This is a genomic window from Paenimyroides viscosum (assembly GCF_003858535.1).
GTDB classification, from domain to species: Bacteria; Bacteroidota; Bacteroidia; order Flavobacteriales; family Flavobacteriaceae; genus Flavobacterium; species Flavobacterium viscosum.
Genome location: NZ_RQTJ01000011.1, coordinates 64,028 through 82,827, shown reverse-complemented (window position 1 = coordinate 82,827; position 18,800 = coordinate 64,028). Strand labels below are relative to the sequence as shown.

Genomic DNA, 18,800 nt, shown 5'->3' with positions numbered 1-18,800 from the left:
TTGTATTTTTGAACTATTTGAAAAGCTTTCGGGGTGTGTCCTGCATATGCAGGGCACACACAGGCGTTTGGCTCAATGACGGGTGACGTGGTTAATTGAGCATTCTACCTCGCATCAACATTTGTGGTGTATTGAAAGTTTAGTGCTCCGAAATCCGCCACTGCGCCAAACGACAAAACGTTATACGTCATTATTTTCCCGACCGTACGTAATATGAACTTAACACTTAAATTATAATATTAGGATTCGCAGATGAATCAGGTAATAATTCATTCGAATTTGAAACGCAAGGTTCTCATTTTATTGTTGCATCAATTTTAGTAAAGTCAGAAGAACAACTTGGAAAATTGGAAAATGATTTGGAAATTATAAGAAAAAGACATTTTCAAACAGGAGAAATAAAATCAAGTAAAGTAAGTGATAACATTACACGTAGAAAAAAAATCCTTAACGAAATATTAGAACTTGTTTTTTAATCTACCCAGTTGTTGTTGATAAGAGACAACTAACGACTGAAGGTTTTAAACATAAAAAATCGTTTTATAAATTCGTAAACAATCTTCTTTACAAAGAACTATTTAGAACATTTCCGGAATTGCAATTAAGCGTTGATGAACACGGAACTAATAAGTTTATGCTAGAATTTAAAAAATATGTTAAAAAAAATCATCAACGTACATTATTTTCTGGTATCGAATTTAAACACGCAAATAGTAAACAATCAATAATCATTCAGTTAGCTGATTTATTGCGGGAACAATTGCTTGTATTTATGATATTACAAAGCAAAATGAACATAGTGATGAATTATTAAGCCTAATGAAACCAAAAATAACTACAATAAATATATTTCCGAGAAAACTGACTTTAAATGATTTTGATGAAAGTAATTTCCAACAAACTTTTGACAAAAGGATTTCTGATGTAAGTTTCCAGAGAATATTTGATTTTATTGAAAAAAGTAATTCATCTGACCTACAAATTAGTGACCAAGTTGCATTTCTTAACCTATTGATTTGGTTACAAAGAGCAAATCCAAAAAGCGTTTATATTTCAACAAAAGAAATAATGCGTCACTTAAATTCTACTAGAGAAAAACCTATGAATGAAGAGTACTTTAGATCAAAAATTATTGGTAATTTAAGAGATAAAGGAATACTTATTTCATCGAGTAATACAGGTTACAAAATTCCAACCAGCAAAAGAGACCTTGAGTCATTTTTAAAGCACGGAAATAGAGTTATTTTACCTATGCTAAATAGAATTAAACAAGCAAGAAATGCAATAAAACTCGCAACACTTAATGAACTCGATATTTTGGAGGACGAAAAATATAAAGAACTAAAAAATCTATTAGAATAATAACATCGTATAACAAGAATAACTGTTGCATAACTCCAATTTTCAGAGAATTATTATAAAATAGTACAAAAACCACCTCTTTAAAAGTTATCTTAGGGAGGTTTGTTTTTTAAGCTACTGAAAACCCTCTTTTTAATCTACGTCATTACTGCAAATAAAACTTAGCGCAACTGTTATACATTCCTCATTACCACAAAACAAGCCATAACTGTATGCACAGGGTGCGGTGATTCACTACCTTTATCATCGGTATAAACCACGGCTAATCCTACAAATGGTAATCGTATATTGTTATCGTCAGCAGGGGCAAAATCCACAACAAAATCTTTATTTTTCGTTTGATCGTCAAGCTTTACGTACTGTATGTTGGGTTCGGTTAAAGAAATCTCGCCATCAGTCACACCATACCATCCCGTAGCTACCTCTAAAAATAGTCCTTTGTATTTTACTGACAATTCATATGGGATTATGCCTAAATTAAGTTGGTTGGTTTTGACATCATAGAATAAACCACTAGGGGCTATTTTCGAGTTTTTATTGAGTGATTTGTTGGTTAAATTACTGTAACTGTCTAATTCTTGCACAAGTTCGTTGAAAGTTTTTTCCGTTTCGTTCTTCGCTAGTTGCAGAAAAATAGCCATCAGCTGGTTGTGGAAGGTACCGTCTTTCTGTCGCCACATATACGGTTGTAACTGTTGCTTTAAGCTTTTAACATATTTGGATACTTGCGCAAACCGCTCCTGACCCACTTTTATATTGGGGTGGTTCTGGGTGGCTGCCTTGGTAAACCCGCCCGAATAACGCTTCACGTATGTTTTACCGTTACGCTGGCAAAAGATAAGATCTCCCAAACGTCCCCGTATGTTAAAAATATTGTCCGATTTAGCCATATACTTCTATTTTTACCATATTTTGTAGTAGTTATCTAAAATACGAAAAAATTTACTACCTTTAAGTTAATTCCTGATCCCTGCTTCCCTATTCCCCACTCAATCGCGCCTTAGTAGCGCATCAATGCCGCATCAGTGCCGTATATAATGTATACCAAAGCCATTTATGGTGCATAGTTTGGTATGATTTACTGTAATCTATTTATAGATAGTGTATGTTGGTGACAAAATAAATATTTAACACAATAATTTGTAAACTACTTAGTCGAAGCAGATGCAAGCGATGATTTATATATTCTTAAATCTTCCCAAGTAATATCTTCAGGAGCTTCGGCTTTTATTTCGGTTAAGTTTTTATCAGTGTTATTCTGAAATAATTCTTTTAAAATGGTAAGTTTTTTGACTGATATAACGGCTGTAATATCTATTTTATCTTCGCCTATTAATTTGGCAATATGCTGATAAATTGTTTGGACTGATAATTTGCGCTCTTCGGCAATTTCGGCAATGGTAAATTTGCGCTGCCAAAGGGCAAACGTTTTATCTGTTGTTGCAACTTTTACGGTTTTTGGAATTTGTTTGATATCGTCTTCGATCTCGTCAATATCCAAAATCTGTGTGCGCAGAATTTCCTTGATTCCCGTTAAATGATTTAAACGGTACGATGTAATATCCTGATCATTCAGATTTTCACTTGAAAAATCGATGCCACTTCCAAATAATTGTACCATTTTATTCGTTTTAATCAACTTTAAAACCATTTTAATATGCTCGTCTTCAAAAACACGCAATTGTTCTGTAAATAGCACAAAACCTTTCTTCTTTTTAGACTGTTCCAATACAAAAAGGGTATCGTAAGCCAATTCGTCTAACTTTGGATAAAAATACGAGTATGCTTTTGTTAAACGTTGTAATAAATGATCAATCCTAAAATCATCTGCCGTGAAAAGCGTGTGTAATTCCTGTAAAAATTTTAATCCTACATTTTTAATATTTTCCAGCAAGCGTTCTTGTTTTTGCGCCCATGCTTGGTAAATTTTTCGGGTCGATTTTTTTTCGGTTACCCAGGTTTCAATCCATTTTAAAAATTCTTTATGGGCATTGATCCAATCAAAAGTATCTTTAATCTGCAACCACAAATATTCTAATTTTGCCTGAACCAAAGGATTTTCATTATCTATCAATTCATTTTGTCGGGCAAACGACAATACATTTTCATCAGCCGAAATAGTGCGGATGGCAACAGGTTTTGAAAGCACCAAACCATTTAAACTGCGAAGGCGCGACAAGGCAACATACGCCTGCCCGCTCATGAACACATCGTTAATATCCAGAACAGCTTTATCAAACGTTAATCCTTGCGATTTATGAACGGTGATTGCCCAAGCCAATTTTAACGGATACTGCACAAAAGTTCCCAAAACTTGTTCTTCGATCTCTTTGGTTTGTTCGTTTAAAGCGTATCGAACATTTTGCCATTCGTATTTTTCAACGGTAATTTTCACGTTATCGTCTGGTAGATAAACCTCGATTTCATTTTCTGATACATAAAAAACGGTTCCGATTTTTCCGTTGTAATAACGTTTTTCAAAACTTAAATCGTTTTTAACAAACATTACTTGTGCACCTTTTTTAAGAACCAATTCAGTTTCTAACGGATACATTTTTTCAGGAAAATCGCCAATAATTTCGGGCAGAAAAACATATTCCTGTGCCTTTAAATTATCGAGTTCTTTATCGTTAATTTCGTCTGCTTTTCGGTTGTGTGTGGTTAAAGTTATGTAACCTTTGTTTTTCTTGGTATCGAAATTTTCGTTTACTTGTTTTTCAAGCAGTTCATAATCTTGCGGTGTATTGTTACTTGTTCGGAAATTATTCAGCAAAAGGATAAAAGCTTCATCATCTTGACGGTAAATTTTCTTTAGTTCGATATAAACCGGCTGCGTTTGCTGCATAATCCAAGCATTAAAAAAATAAATTCCGCTATAAAACTGTTTCATTACCTGCCAATCTGCATGTCGCACAACGGGTGGTAACTGCCATAAATCGCCAATAAAAAGCAACTGAACACCACCAAAAGGCAAACTGGATCTTCGAACAAACTGCAGCATTTCGTTCATGGCATCTAAGAGATCGGCACGCAGCATAGAAACTTCATCAATAACCAATAATTCCAAATTTCTGATAACGGTTTGTTTGGATTGCGGCATTTTAAAGTGCCTTGTAATGGTTTGTTTGGTTTCGAAATACTGACCGCTATCTGTATTTTTAAAATCGGCAGTTGGAATGTAGCCCGAAAAAGGCAGCTGGAAAAACGAATGAATGGTTACACCGCCCGCATTTAACGCAGCGATGCCCGTTGGTGCAACAACTACCGTGTTTTTATGGGTTGTTGACAGAATTTTTTTAAGTAGCGTTGTTTTACCCGTACCTGCTTTACCGGTTAAAAACACGTTTTTGTTGGTGTGTTGTATGTATTGTAAAACTAATTGTGCTTCGGCTGTCATGGAGTAAAGATAAAAAAACCACCAATTATGGTGGTTTAATTTTTATTATTTAGTTTCGGTTTTCTTAACCTCTTCTTTTTTTGTTTCTTCTTTTACTTCAACTTTTTTACCCGTTTTTTCTTCGTACTGTTTGTGTAAAAGCGATAAAATTTCTTTGGTTAGATTGTATTCTTCTTTTCCGTATAAAACCGATGCAGCATCGCCTGTTCCGTAGATATAATCGTAACCTTTTTCTTTACCGTAATCTTTAATGAAAGTTTTCATTTTAGTAACCATTGAATCGCGTTCAACAGCACTTTCTTCCTGAAACTTTTTCATGTAGTTTTGCTCTTTTTCTGCTAACGTTTGCTGACGGCGTTCTAATTCTGCCTGACGTTTTTGCGCCCACTCCATTCCTTTAGACTGTGCATTTTTTTGAAGATCTAAAACATCATTCTGAAATCTCTTTGCATCATTGTCTAATTCATTTTTCATTTTATCAGACATTGTTTTGAACTTTGCTTCGAAATCTTTGAATTCCTGATATTCTTTCATTAATTCTTCCGTATCGATATAAGCTGTTTTAAAACCTTCTGCCGTAGAAGTAGTTTTATCAACATTTGTAGTTGCCGCTGTTTCTTTATTGCAAGCAATTACACTTAATGCTACAACAGCCAACATCATTAATTTTTTCATATTAATTTTTATTTTTATAATAAGGTTATATGGAATCGCTTTTTTAATTGTATTTGTTAAAGTAAAATTTATTTATTGCGATTTCATAGAAATTAATTTTTATTTAAATTTTAAATTTCAACAAAAGTATTTAAAATTATTCAATTTGTTGGATTATAAGAAATTTATATGCTTTTTGCTATTTTTATAGAATCTGTTTATAAAATTGATACTTAAAATTTTCGATTTAAGACACTTTTATAAAATTTGAATATAAAGACACATTTATAACATTCATCTTTAAAAAGAACCTATTTAAAATTATTTTTTTAGAATATAGATGTGTGAAGAATACTCTTTAGTGAACATTCCACTGATATTTGAGAGGAATCCGATACAAAACGCCTTTACGATATTTTTTGATCCTGTTTTATATTCTTCTGATAAAAGTGAAACATAGAAACTATCAAAATACATAGGTTTTATATGTATCAGTTTAAAATTATTTTCATCAGCTAATTTTTTTATTGATTTTTTACTGAAATGCCAAAGATGTCTAGGTACATCCCAAGCTGCCCAATGTTTTTTATAATGAATAGCATCGAACGATTTAAAATTGGGAACAGCAATGATAAGCATACCGTTTTCCTTTAAATGATTGTTGAAGAAATTAAAATATTCCTTCAAATCTGTCACATGCTCTAATACGTGCCATAAAGTTATAACATCGTATTTTTCATTATTCAATTCATTAATATTATTGTAAACAGTAATATGTTTTGATAAACTTATTGCAGCAGCTTCACTATTTGGTTCTACTCCTACTCCGTTTACATTTAATCTATTTATTCCGTGTTTTAAAAAATCACCAGTTCCACAACCAATATCTAAAATGGAAATTGAATTATTATGATTGTATTTTTTAATTAAATTCCACTTTTGATTGATCGTATAATTTTTTACCAACTGATAAATTTTCTCAAACCAATTACGTTGAGCATCGGTATGCGAAATATAATTTTCGCTTTTATAGTAATGATCTAATTTATCAAACGAATTAAATTTTGTTTGATACATATCATACTTTTCATCATAGATTAGTTCAAAATTTTCTTTTGTTATACTGTAATCTTTAATGGTTTTGTTTTTCATAGTGCGAATATATAAAACAAAAAACTCCTTTGCAAAGGAGTTTTGTTTCACGTGGAACATAAAATTATCTTCCCATGTGTATTAATAAAATAGAAATATCAGATGGAGCTACACCACTTATTCTTGATGCTTGTGATATGGTAACTGGACGAATTTTCTTTAATTTATCTTTAGCTTCATAAGACATAGACTTGATTTTATCGTAATCAAAATTTTCAGGTATAATTAAATCTTCTAATCTGTTTAATTTATCAGCATTATTTTTTTCTTTTTCTATATAGCCTGAATACTTAACTTGGATAATAGCTTGCGATATAATTTCATCGTCTAAACTATTTTCTTTGATGTAAGCATCAACTTTATTAAACTGCAAAATATCATTATCTTCTAATTGCGGACGTGAAAATACCTTAAACATTTTATCTGGTTGCTTCATTGGTTCGCTTCCTTTTTCTTCTAAGATAGGATTAGCTTCTTTAGGTTGAACCGAAGTTTCTTTAAAAAACTGAACAAATTTTTCAGAAGATTCTTTCTTATATTCCATCCTTCTTAATCTGTCTTCAGTAGCCAAACCAATCTCAAACGCTTTAGGTGTTAATCTAAAATCGGCATTATCCTGACGTAAAAGTGTTCTATATTCGGCACGTGATGTAAACATACGGTAAGGTTCTTCTGTCCCTTTTGTAATTAAATCATCAATTAAAACGCCAATATAAGCTTCGTTTCTTTTTAAAATTAAAGGTTCTTTTTCCTGCACTTTTAACGCTGCATTTATACCAGCCATTAAACCCTGTGCAGCTGCTTCTTCATATCCTGTAGTTCCATTAATCTGTCCAGCAAAAAATAAACCTTCAACCAACTTTGTTTCTAAAGTGTGTTTTAATTGCGTTGGCGGAAAATAATCATATTCGATTGCATATCCTGGACGGAAGAACTTTACGTTTTCAAATCCAACAACAGAACGCAATGCTTTAAATTGAACATCTTCTGGCAACGAAGTTGAGAAGCCGTTCACATAAACTTCTACCGTATTCCAACCTTCTGGCTCAACAAATAACTGGTGACGGTCTTTATCTGCAAAACGATTAATTTTATCTTCAATCGATGGACAATAACGCGGACCTAAACTTTTAATTCTACCATTAAACATAGGCGAACGATCAAAGCCTTCACGAAGCAAATTATGTACTTCAGGCGATGTATACGTCATGTAACATGACCTCTGTTTAGTCAATGGTTTTGTAACATCTGAATACGAAAATTTCTGAGGATTTACATCACCCGGTTGTTCATCCATTTTAGAATAATCTAACGAACGCCCATCTACACGAGGTGGTGTTCCTGTTTTCATTCTTCCTGATTCAAAACCTACTTTTATTAAATCTTCGGTAATTCCGAACGATGCACTTTCACCAGCTCTACCACCACCGAATTGCTTATCACCAATATGGATTAATCCGTTTAAAAAAGTTCCATTAGTAAGAATAACCGTATACGATTTTATCTCGATCCCTAAACTTGTTTTTACTCCAATTACCTTATTATTTTCGATTAAAATACCGGAAATCATTTCCTGATAAAAATCTAAATTAGGCGTTCCTTCCAACATCAATCTCCAATTTTCAGCAAAAAGCATACGGTCACTTTGACAACGTGGGGACCACATTGCCGGACCTTTTGATATATTCAACATCTTAAACTGAATGGCAGAATTATCGGAAACAATTCCTGAATATCCACCAAGCGCGTCAATTTCTCGAACAATCTGTCCTTTTGCAATTCCGCCCATAGCAGGATTACAACTCATTTGCGCAATATTTTGAAGACTCATTGTAACCAACAAAGTCTTCATTCCCATGTTTGCTGCTGCTGCTGCTGCTTCGGATCCGGCATGACCTGCACCAACAACTACTACATCATATTTATCTTGAAATAAACTCATTGTTCCACGTGAAACATTAAATTAAACATTATAAAAAAACTATTGTTCCACGTGGAACATATTAATTTTTTCTTGTTCTTTAGATCGCATTAACAAAGCTTCTTCTTCTGTTTTATCTTTATAACCACAATAGTGCAAAATACCATGGGCTAGAACTCGTAACAGTTCTTCGTTAAACGATACCTCGTATTCTTTTGTATTATCTTGTACCCTTTCGATCGAAACAAAAATATCTCCTGAAATTAAATCTCCTATACAATAATCAAAACTTATAATATCGGTTAATGTATCATGATTTAAATACTGCATGTTTATGTTGTGCAAATATTCATCATCACAAAAAATATAATTTATTTCACCCGGTTCTTTTCCTTCCGATTCTATAACAGCGTCAATCCATTGTTCATAGTCAGACTCGTTTTCTAACTGAAAATCTGTTTCATAATTAAAAATGACCATAATTAAACATTAAAATACCTTGCAAAGGTACAACGAAACTAAAAAAAGAAGTATAAGATTGTATTAAAATATGTATTTAATTGAATATCAGTAATTTAATACAATATATCATTATATCAATTAGTAAAAATGCAACAAAACAGTTTTCGTTGTTAACAACATATTATTATTAAATAATTAAATTTTAAAATTTTAAAAAAAGATTTCTTCTTTATAATGCTTGTTAATATGTAGCATAAGTTTTTGGTAAAGTATTTTAATATGTTACTTATTAAAAGTTGTTAACATTAACTTAATATATCAAAGTTCTAAATATCAGTCAATTTAAAAATGGATGTTGATATATTTTTACTTTCACTAACAAAAATTGCTTAAAAGTTTAGTTGTGGATAAGTGTTTATAAGTTGATAAAATGTGTCAATGTAATCGTTGATTAGTTTCAATAAAAACTACACTTATCAACCAGAATTATCTGCCATAACAAAATTATAAGATTTAAAAAGTATTAGTTATGTAAAGTTATTCACACTTATTAACACAGGTTATTGATAGTAAAATTAAGGTTATAAACACTTATAATTTTGTTGGCTAACAGATGAACTAATATTACATTAAAACTATCCTAATGGCTTTAAAATTGCATTAATTAGTTTGATAAATAAAAAATGGATTCCAATTAGGAATCCATTCTGTTTTCGCGAATCATGTATGCCATGTTCTTTATAATGTTATGATGTTTTGCTACAAACGTGTTTTCTTTATTCCACACATAACCGGCTAATACAGCACAAATTTTTCTTTTAACATCGGGATTTTCCGGTTGATGATAAAATAGTTCCTGCAAATTACCAGTGTACCATTCTTTAACGTAAGTGGTAAAAACATCAATACCGTATTTCATATATTCAGTGTATTCTTTCTCCCAGTTAACTTCTTCCCCATTAATTTGTTTTAAAGCCAGTTTAGCAGCTAAAATACCTGATTCGGTAGCAAAACAAACGCCTGAAGAAAATACTGGATCTAAAAATTCGGTACTGTTTCCTGTTAACGCATATCCTTCGCCGTAAAATTGAGAAACAGCCACAGAATAATTTTTTAAATGGATCGGATCAAATTCAAAAGGAAGTGTATCGAATCGCTTAACATAAAAATCAGAAAGTTTTATGGCATTTTTAATAGCTTCTTCGGTGTTTCCTGTTGCCGATAATTTATCGATATATTCTGTAGGACCAACAATTCCAACACTGGTATTTCCATTAGAAAAAGGAATAACCCACAACCAAACTTCGGTTTCAATAATATCAAAAGAAATCTGAGTTCCCTCTACTCCATCTGGTCGGTTTATATCTTTAACGTGTGTAAAAATTGCGGAGTGCGGATCTAATTTAGAAGGTGATTCTAACTTTAAAATCCGTGGCAACACACGACCGTAACCACTGCAATCAATTACAAATTTTGCATGTATCTGTGAAAAAGTTCCGTTTTTATCTTTAATGGTAGTTATAGAATCTGTTCCGTTAAATTCTACATTGGTAACTTCGGTTTCAAAAGCAATATCAACTCCTTTACGTTGCAATTCGTCGGTCATGGCTTTATCAAAATCGGCACGAGGAATCTGCCACGTCCAATCCCAACCTTCACCAAATTTATTGCTAAAATCAAAAATACAAATTTCTTTACCTCTAATAAAACGCGCACCGGGTTTCTTTTCAAATCCGTAAGAATCAAGTGCTTCAAATAATCCAGCTTCATTATAATGATCCATAACACGTGGAATCAAACTCTCGCCCACCACAATTCTAGGGAACTTTTGTTTTTCTACAACTTTTATCTTTGCACCTTGTTTTTGCAGATATCCGGCAGCAACACTTCCACTAGGTCCAGCTCCAATAATTAGGATATCAACATTTTCTGTATTCATAATAAAAAGATAGTTTAAAAATTATATTTTTGTCATTCAAAAATGATGTTTCAAAAATACAAGAAATCAGTCATTTAATACATTTTAAACAAACAATTTTTAATGAAAGTTATTCGTGATTATTTAACGATAAATGATTTTTCTTCGATTATTTTTAATAACGAGGCAATTACACTTGATGATTTACTTGTAAACAGGGTTGAAAAAAGCTTTGATTTTTTGAAATCTTTCTCATCAAATAAAGTTATTTACGGTGTGAATACCGGTTTTGGACCAATGGCTCAGTACCGTATTCAGCCACAAGATCAGTTACAGTTACAATACAATTTAATTCGCAGCCATTCATCGGGCTCTGGTAATCCGTTGTCGCCTATTCATGTAAAAGCCGCAATTTTAGCGCGATTAAATACGCTTGCTTTAGGAAAATCGGGTGTAAATATTTCGGTAATTTCTTTAATGAAAGAATTAATAAACCGCGATATTACGCCGCTTATTTTTGCTCATGGTGGTGTTGGTGCAAGTGGCGACTTGGTTCAACTGGCACATTTAGCACTGATACTTATTGGTGAAGGAGAAGTTTTTTACAAAGGCGAACGCAAATCTACCCAAGAAGTTTTTAAAATAGAAGGTTTACAGCCTATCGATGTTAAAATTCGAGAAGGTTTAGCATTAATGAACGGTACGTCAGTAATGACGGGAATTGGGATTGTTAATGCAGTTTTAGCTGATAAATTAGTCGATTTTTCTTTACAAGCTTCTTGTATGATTAATGAGATTGTTCAGGCTTATGACGATCATTTATCACATGAATTAAACAACAGTAAATTACATTACGGACAGCAGGTTGTTGCAGAAAAAATGCGAAATCATTTAAAAAACAGCCAGCTAACGCGTAACCGTCAAGAACATTTATACAGCGGAGAAAATACCGAAGAAATTTTCAAGGAAAAAGTGCAAGAATATTATTCAATTCGTTGTGTACCACAAATTTTAGGTCCTATTTACGATACCGTTTTATCGGTTAAAGATATTTTAGAAAAAGAAATAAATTCGGTAAATGACAATCCAGTGATTGATGTGGAAACAGAACAGGTTTACCACGGCGGAAATTTCCATGGCGATTATGTATCGCTAGAAATGGATAAATTAAAGCTGGTTGTTACTAAAGTTTCTATGTTGGCAGAACGTCAGTTAAACTATCTGTTAAATTCAAAAATTAACGAAATACTGCCACCATTTGTAAATCTGGGTAAATTAGGATTCAATTTTGGTATGCAGGGTGTACAGTTTACGGCAACATCAACTACAGCAGAAAATCAGGCATTGTCAACTTCTATGTACATTCACAGTATTCCGAACAATAACGATAATCAGGATATCGTGAGTATGGGAACCAACGCAGCCGTTATGTGCAGCAATGTGATCGAAAATACGTTTGAAGTTTTGGCGATTGAACTAATTACGATTATTCAGGCAATTGATGCATTGAATTATCAAGATAAATTAAGCAGTTCATCAAAGAAATTGTATGATCAAATTAGAAACATTGTGCCTGTTTTTACAGAAGATATGGTAATGTATCCTTATGTTAACAAGGTTAAGGAATTTTTAAAAAAATAGGCAGCAAATGAAGAAATGTGCTTTAGTTACAGGCGGATCTCGTGGAATAGGAAAAGCCATCTGCTTAAAATTGGCAAAGGATTTGCAGTACCATGTTTTGATAAATTACCAATCGAACGAATCAGCTGCGCTAGAAACCAAGCAATTGATTGAAAACGAAGGTGGATCGGCAGAAATAATCGGGTTTAATGTAGCAAGTTTAGAAGAAACACAGGCTGCTTTGAATTCTTGGAAAGAAGCGAATACCGAAGCTGTTGTAGAAGTTATCGTGAACAATGCAGGAATTACTCGCGATGGTTTGTTTATGTGGATGCAGCCAAACGACTGGAAAAGTGTTATTGATACCAGCTTAAACGGTTTTTACAACGTAACTAATTTCTTTATTCAGGAAATGTTGCGCAGTAAATACGGCAGAATTATCAATATGGTTTCGGTTTCGGGTGTAAAAGGCACGCCGGGTCAAACCAATTATTCTGCAGCAAAAGGTGCATTGGTAGCAGCAACAAAAGCATTAGCACAAGAAGTTGCCAAACGTAAAGTCACTGTAAATGCAGTTGCTCCAGGTTTTATTAAAACCGATATGACTGCGGAATTAGACGAAAAAGAATTAGTTAAAATGATACCTGCCAACCGTTTTGGCGAAGCAGAAGAAGTAGCCGATTTAGTTGCTTTCTTGGCTTCTAAAAAATCAGGTTATATAACAGGTGAAATTATAAATATAAACGGAGGAATTTATTCATAATGAATAACAGAGTGGTGATAACCGGTATGGGAATTTATTCGTGCATCGGTACCAATTTACAAGAAGTTAAACAATCGTTATACGAAGGAAAATCAGGCATTGTGTTCGATGAAGAACGTAAAGAATATGGTTTTCGTTCGGCATTAACAGGTAAAGTTCCAACGCCCGATTTAAAACCATTTTTAAGTCGCAGACAGCGTATTACCATTGGCGAAGAAACCGAATATGCGTATGTGGCAACTATGGAAGCTTTGCAGAACGCGGGTATTTCTTTAGATGATTTCAACAAGCGTGAAATTGGTTTGATCTACGGAAACGACAGTGTTTCTAAAGCCATTATTGAAGCTACAGATATTGTTCGTGAAAAGAAAGATACCGCTTTAATAGGTTCTGGCGCTATTTTTAAGTCGATGAATTCTACGGTAACCATGAATTTATCAACTATTTTTAATATCACCGGAATTAATATGACCATCAGTGCGGCTTGTGCCAGCGGATCTCATGCGATTGGTTTAGGGTATATGATGATTAAAAACGGATTGCAAGATTTGGTCATCTGCGGTGGTGCGCAGGAAATTAATAAATACGGAATGGCAAGTTTCGATGGTTTAGGTGTTTTTTCGCCTCGTGAAAACGAACCTGCAAAAGCATGCCGCCCATTCGATGCTGCCCGCGATGGATTGGTTCCAAGTGGTGGCGGTGCAACAATCATCATTGAAAGTTTAGATAGTGCGATGGCTCGCGGTGCAAACATTATTGCAGAAATTGTCGGTTACGGATTTTCATCAAATGGCGGACATATTTCTACTCCTAATGTTGACGGACCTGCAACAGCTATGCGAAAAGCCTTACAACAGGCAGGTTTAAATGCAGCCGATGTTCAATACATCAACGCGCATGCAACATCAACTCCGGTTGGCGATGCAAACGAAGCACAGGCAATCGATGAAGTTTTTGGAGCAACAAAACCGTATGTTTCAAGCACCAAATCAATGACAGGTCATGAATGTTGGATGGCTGGTGCAAGCGAGATTATTTATTCTACAATTATGATGAATGAAGGATTTATCGCACCTAACATAAACTATGAAACACCCGATGAACATTCGGAAAAGCTGAATATTGCCACCAAAACAATTACTAAAGATTTTGACGTATATTTGTCGAATTCTTTCGGGTTCGGAGGAACAAATTCGGCGGTAATCGTTAAAAAATATAAATAAATATTTTACCACATAGACAATAGTTTTTTAGTGTTTACATAGTTTAAAAACTTTAAGTTTTGTAATTAAGAGCTTTATAATCTTAAAAATTCTATGTATCTATGTTGTTAATAAAAATAATAAAAACACATGAAGATTGAAGAGATCATCGAAAAAGTAAACGAAATTTTAGTTGAAGAATTCGAAGTTGATGCAGAGGTAATCGAAGCCGATAAAAATTTAAAGCAAACTTTAGATTTAGACAGCTTGGATTATGTGGATTTGGTTGTAATAATCGAATCAAATTTTGGCGTGAAATTAGTGGAGGCTGATTTTATAGACATGGTAACTTTTCAAGATTTCTACAACATCATCAACAATAAAATAGCTGCTAAAAACGCTTAAAATGACGCAATGGAGCGGAAAATCTAAAGGAACAATTTTAGGTTATAAAATATTTGTTTATTGTATTAAAAAGTTGGGAATACGTCTTGCTTACAGCGTTTTGGTATTTGTGGCTTTTTACTATTTTGTGGCATATCCAACATCGTTTAAAGCAATGTTTTATTATTTCCATCAACGCCAGCAGTTTTCGTATTTTAAAGCAGTTTTAGCGGTTTATAAAAGCTATTTTACCTTTGGGCAGGTTTTAATTGATAAAATAGCTATATCAGCAGGCTTACGTAGTAAATTTACTTTTGATTTTGATGGAATCGATATTTTAAAACAATTGTTAAGCGAAGGTAAAGGCGGAATTTTAATAAGCGCCCATATTGGTAATTTTGAAATTGCCGAAAAGTTTTTTGCCGATATTGATTTTAACTGTCAGATACATATTGTAACCGTAGATCAAGAACATTCGGTAATTAAGCAATATTTAGAAAGCATTTCAAACGAGAAACCCAATGTACAGTTTATTTATGTAAAAGAAGATCTATCGCATATTTTCGAAATCAACGAGGCACTTTCTAAAAATCATTTGATTTGTTTTACAGGCGATCGATATTTCGGACATTCTAAAACAATGCAGGCAGAATTATTAGAAAAAGATGCACATTTTCCTGCAGGAACTTTTATGTTGGCATCACGTTTAAAAACGCCGGTTGCGTACGTGTATGTTATGAAAGAGCCTAATTTGCATTACCATTTGTACACCCGCAGAGCACCCGAATTTAAACACCGCGATGCACAAGCTGTATTAAATAGTTATACCAACAGTGTTTCGCAAATGTTAAAAAAATATCCGTATCAATGGTTTAATTATTTCGATTTTTGGAAGGATTAATATCCATTTGGTAAATTAGAATACCCGTCAGTTCGAGCTTGTCGAGAACTTAATTTTATAAATACTTCTCGATACACTTCACTACATTGCGCTACTCGAAGTGATGAAATAAAAAAAGAAAGTAAATGAAAAATGTTTTAGTTATTTATTATTCGCAATCGGGTCAGTTAAAAGAAATTGCCCAGCAAATAAGCCTTCCGTTTGTGGAAGATGCTAATGTGAATGTAAGTTATTACAACATTCAAACTAAAAAAAACTTTCCTTTTCCGTGGGATAACGATTCGTTTTTTGATGCATTTCCCGAAACGTTCAAACAAATTCCAACAGAAATCATTCCGCCAGATAATGAAATCCTTCAAACTAAATTCGATTTGGTTTTGTTGCATTTCCAGGTTTGGTATCTTTCGCCATCAATCCCTATAAATTCGTTCTTAAAAAGCGAATATGCCAAAACCATTTTAAATAATGTGCCGGTTGTTACAATTAACGGAAGTCGTAATATGTGGGCATTTGCACAAGAAAAAGTAAAAGTTTTGTTGAAAAATGTGAATGCTAATTTGGTTGGAAACATTGCATTGACCGATAGAAACATCAATCTTGTAAGCGTAATAACCATAGTAGATTGGATGTTTAGCGGCGTTAAAAGAAATGTCTACGGTTTTTTACCTTTACCAGGTGTATCAGCCCAAGAAATCAATGAATCGGTAAAATTCGGAAAAACCATTTTACCTTTCCTACAAAAAAATAATTATACCGGATTGCAAGAGCAATTGTTAGCAAAAGGCGCTGTAGAATTTCGTTGGTTTCTACTATCAATGGATAAAAAAGCCAATAAAATGTTCACGATATGGTCAACTTTAATTTTGAAAAATCCGGCAAAACGCAAAACACTTTTAAAAGTTTTTAAAGGTTATTTATTTGCCGCCATTTGGGTATTATCGCCAATTGTTCATTTAATTGAATTAATTTTGTTTCCAATTACTTATTTTAGCATTCAGAAAAAGAAAAAGTATTTCCAAGGAATATCGTAATGTCAGCAAAAGTTTATATAAATAAAATAGAGAAATTTCTACCCAATAATCCTGTTTCAAACGACGAAATGGAACATATTCTGGGTGAAATCAACAATAAACCATCAAAATCGCGGCGGTTGATTTTGCGCAACAACGGCATTCAAACCCGTTATTATGCGTTAGATAATCAGCAAAAAATCACGCATAACAATGCAGAATTAACTGCTTTAGCCATAAATAAATTGGTTGCAGACGATTTTTCCTTGAACGACATTGATATTCTATCTTGCGGAACTTCTACTCCCGATGTATTGTTACCGTCGCACGCTGCAATGGTTCACGGTTTACTTAAAAACAAATCGGTAGAGCTTAATTCATCGTCGGGTGTTTGTTGTTCGGGAATGAACGCTTTAAAATACGGTTATTTGGCTATCAAGGCAGAAACCGCAAACAACGCAGTTTGTACAGGATCTGAACGTGTTTCAACCTGGATGATGGCTAATAAATTCGAAGCCGAAATTGCCAATTTAGAAGCGTTGGAAGAACAACCAATTTTAGCTTTTAAGAAAGATTTTTTACGTTGGATGCTATCAGATGGTGCCGGAGCAATGCTTTTGGAAAATGAGCCAAAAGGATCATTACCGTTAGAAATTCTGTGGATGGAAAACTATTCGTATGCACATGAATTGGAAACCTGTATGTATGCCGGTGGCGAGAAAATGGAAGACGGATCTGTTAAAGCATGGAGCGAATTTAGTACAGATGAGTGGAAAAACGAATCGGTTTTTTCATTAAAGCAAGATGTCAAGATTTTAGATGAATTCATCCTTAAAAAAGGGGTTGAAAGTATGGGTGATGCCATGCAGAAACACAACATAAAACCAAGCGATATTACTTATTTCCTACCGCATATTTCATCGGTTTTCTTTAAGGATAAACTGTATGAATGTTTTAAAAATGCCGGTTTGGAAATTCCAAAAGATAAATGGTTCATAAACCTGCCAAAAGTAGGAAATGTGGGTTCGGCATCAATCTATTTAATGTTAGAAGAGCTGTATCATTCCAATAAATTAAAAAGTGGCGACACCATTATGTTGTCGGTTCCCGAAAGTGGTCGATTTTCTTATGCATACGCATTTTTAAAAGTAGTTTAGCATGAATATATCGTTCCCTATAACATCGGCAGAAACCCTTTTAAAATGCATTCCACAGCGCAATCCTATTGTTATGGTTGATACGCTTTATGCTTTTAATGACAACGAAGTTTCGGCAGGATTATCAATTGATACTACCGGATTATTTATAAAAAACAATGCACTGCAAGAACCCGGTTTAATAGAACACATGGCGCAAACAGTGGCATTGCACACCGGTTTTGGGTTTTACGTAAAAAACCAGCAGGCACCAATGGGGTACATTGGCAGTATTGCAAACCTTAAAATTAACCGCTTGCCCATTGCAGGCGAAAATATTCATACCACAGCAACAATTCTACAAGAATTTGCGGGTATTACGCTGGTTGATATTATTTGCCAGATCAACAACGAAACAATTGCAACCGCACAAATGAAAACAGTAATTGCCAAATGATGAATTCTGAAAAAACATATATCGATATTAAAAATTATCTGCCACATTTACAGCCAATGTTAATGGTTGATGCTATTGAACATATATGTTTAGAACGAGTTTTAACGCATTTTGAAATAAAAGCCGACTGTATTTTTATTGAAAACAATTGTTTGTCTGCTTCGGGATTGATCGAAAACGCAGCGCAAACCTGTTCATCAATTTCAGGGCAGCATTATTTTGATAAGGAACCATCGGCAGAATCTCAAGGTAATCCGGGGATTTTAGGTTTTATAAGTTCGATCAAAAAAATTACCATTCACAAATTACCCGAAATAGGAACAAAAATTCAAACCGAAGCCAATTTGGTTGCACAGGTTCAAATGCCCGAATATTCTATTTGCACGTTAAAAGTTACTGCATATCATTTAGATACGTTATTTTTGGAAGGCGAAATGAATTTATTCTTACAAAAAAATTAA

At 33.5% G+C, this 18,800-nt stretch carries 19 protein-coding genes; 12 read left to right on the top strand and 7 right to left on the bottom strand.

Annotated elements, in window-relative coordinates:
• Positions 1–230 precede the first annotated feature (230 nt).
• The 3 genes from EG242_RS15230 to EG242_RS07100 are packed head-to-tail and all read left to right on the top strand — an operon-like array spanning position 231 to position 1,362.
• Positions 231–476 (top strand): DUF3800 domain-containing protein, encoded by a 246-nt coding sequence (locus EG242_RS15230; protein WP_124899210.1) that lies wholly within the window; start codon positions 231–233, stop codon positions 474–476.
• Complete coding sequence (locus EG242_RS15225; RefSeq protein ID WP_124899209.1) at positions 458–814, top strand: DUF3800 domain-containing protein; 357 nt, start codon at positions 458–460, stop codon at positions 812–814. Before EG242_RS15230 ends, EG242_RS15225 begins: the two co-directional genes overlap by 19 nt.
• 5 nt (positions 815–819) lie before the next feature.
• The gene (locus EG242_RS07100; RefSeq protein ID WP_124899207.1) at positions 820–1,362 is read left to right on the top strand and encodes a hypothetical protein; all 543 of its coding nucleotides are present in this window, start codon (positions 820–822) and stop codon (positions 1,360–1,362) included.
• A gap of 173 nt (positions 1,363–1,535) precedes the next feature.
• On the opposite strand, the gene EG242_RS07095 is transcribed toward EG242_RS07100, so the two are convergent.
• The 7 genes from EG242_RS07095 to EG242_RS07065 all read right to left on the bottom strand — a co-directional run bounded on the left by EG242_RS07095 (position 1,536) and on the right by EG242_RS07065 (position 10,887).
• Positions 1,536–2,252 carry a hypothetical protein gene (locus EG242_RS07095; protein WP_124899206.1) on the bottom strand — a complete coding sequence of 239 codons (717 nt, stop codon included), beginning with the start codon at positions 2,250–2,252 and terminating at the stop codon, positions 1,536–1,538.
• 257 nt (positions 2,253–2,509) lie between these two features.
• A complete protein-coding gene (locus EG242_RS07090) occupies positions 2,510–4,759 on the bottom strand; it encodes a helix-turn-helix domain-containing protein (RefSeq protein WP_124899205.1) in 2,250 nt (749 codons plus the stop codon).
• A 45-nt stretch (positions 4,760–4,804) separates the two neighbouring features.
• Positions 4,805–5,434 carry an OmpH family outer membrane protein gene (locus EG242_RS07085; protein WP_124899204.1) on the bottom strand — a complete coding sequence of 210 codons (630 nt, stop codon included), beginning with the start codon at positions 5,432–5,434 and terminating at the stop codon, positions 4,805–4,807.
• Positions 5,435–5,734: 300 nt separating this feature from the next.
• On the bottom strand, positions 5,735–6,565 hold the full coding sequence (locus EG242_RS07080) for a class I SAM-dependent methyltransferase (RefSeq protein WP_124899203.1): 831 nt from the start codon (positions 6,563–6,565) through the stop codon (positions 5,735–5,737).
• Between the two features lie 64 nt (positions 6,566–6,629).
• Positions 6,630–8,507, bottom strand: a complete 1,878-nt coding sequence (gene mnmG / locus EG242_RS07075) for a tRNA uridine-5-carboxymethylaminomethyl(34) synthesis enzyme MnmG (RefSeq protein WP_124899202.1) — start codon at positions 8,505–8,507, stop codon at positions 6,630–6,632.
• Positions 8,508–8,546: 39 nt separating this feature from the next.
• Positions 8,547–8,966: an rRNA maturation RNase YbeY gene (gene ybeY, locus EG242_RS07070; protein ID WP_124899201.1), complete on the bottom strand. Its 420-nt coding sequence runs from the start codon at positions 8,964–8,966 to the stop codon at positions 8,547–8,549.
• Between the two features lie 676 nt (positions 8,967–9,642).
• Positions 9,643–10,887: an NAD(P)/FAD-dependent oxidoreductase gene (locus tag EG242_RS07065; RefSeq protein ID WP_124899200.1), complete on the bottom strand. Its 1,245-nt coding sequence runs from the start codon at positions 10,885–10,887 to the stop codon at positions 9,643–9,645.
• 102 nt (positions 10,888–10,989) lie between these two features.
• Here EG242_RS07065 and EG242_RS07060 point away from each other — a divergent pair, with 102 nt between their 5' ends.
• The 9 genes from EG242_RS07060 to EG242_RS07020 all read left to right on the top strand — a co-directional run bounded on the left by EG242_RS07060 (position 10,990) and on the right by EG242_RS07020 (position 18,800).
• Complete coding sequence (locus EG242_RS07060) at positions 10,990–12,507, top strand: HAL/PAL/TAL family ammonia-lyase (RefSeq protein ID WP_124899199.1); 1,518 nt, start codon at positions 10,990–10,992, stop codon at positions 12,505–12,507.
• A gap of 7 nt (positions 12,508–12,514) precedes the next feature.
• Positions 12,515–13,249 (top strand): 3-oxoacyl-ACP reductase FabG, encoded by a 735-nt coding sequence (gene fabG / locus EG242_RS07055; protein WP_124899198.1) that lies wholly within the window; start codon positions 12,515–12,517, stop codon positions 13,247–13,249.
• Positions 13,249–14,472 carry a beta-ketoacyl-[acyl-carrier-protein] synthase family protein gene (locus tag EG242_RS07050; RefSeq protein ID WP_124899197.1) on the top strand — a complete coding sequence of 408 codons (1,224 nt, stop codon included), beginning with the start codon at positions 13,249–13,251 and terminating at the stop codon, positions 14,470–14,472. The genes fabG and EG242_RS07050 overlap by 1 nt, the downstream gene beginning before the upstream one ends.
• A gap of 129 nt (positions 14,473–14,601) precedes the next feature.
• Positions 14,602–14,856, top strand: a complete 255-nt coding sequence (locus EG242_RS07045; protein ID WP_124899196.1) for an acyl carrier protein — start codon at positions 14,602–14,604, stop codon at positions 14,854–14,856.
• A 1-nt stretch (position 14,857) separates the two neighbouring features.
• Entirely contained in the window at positions 14,858–15,736 is an 879-nt protein-coding gene (locus EG242_RS07040; RefSeq protein WP_124899195.1) for an LpxL/LpxP family acyltransferase, read from the top strand.
• 125 nt (positions 15,737–15,861) lie between these two features.
• Positions 15,862–16,767, top strand: coding sequence for a dialkylrecorsinol condensing enzyme DarA (locus EG242_RS07035; RefSeq protein WP_124899194.1), 906 nt, complete (start codon positions 15,862–15,864; stop codon positions 16,765–16,767).
• Entirely contained in the window at positions 16,767–17,903 is a 1,137-nt protein-coding gene (locus tag EG242_RS07030; protein WP_124899193.1) for a beta-ketoacyl-ACP synthase III, read from the top strand. Before EG242_RS07035 ends, EG242_RS07030 begins: the two co-directional genes overlap by 1 nt.
• Before the next feature lies 1 nt (position 17,904).
• A complete protein-coding gene (locus EG242_RS07025) occupies positions 17,905–18,339 on the top strand; it encodes an ApeP family dehydratase (RefSeq protein WP_124899192.1) in 435 nt (144 codons plus the stop codon).
• Positions 18,336–18,800, top strand: a complete 465-nt coding sequence (locus EG242_RS07020; protein WP_235831885.1) for an ABC transporter permease — start codon at positions 18,336–18,338, stop codon at positions 18,798–18,800. Before EG242_RS07025 ends, EG242_RS07020 begins: the two co-directional genes overlap by 4 nt.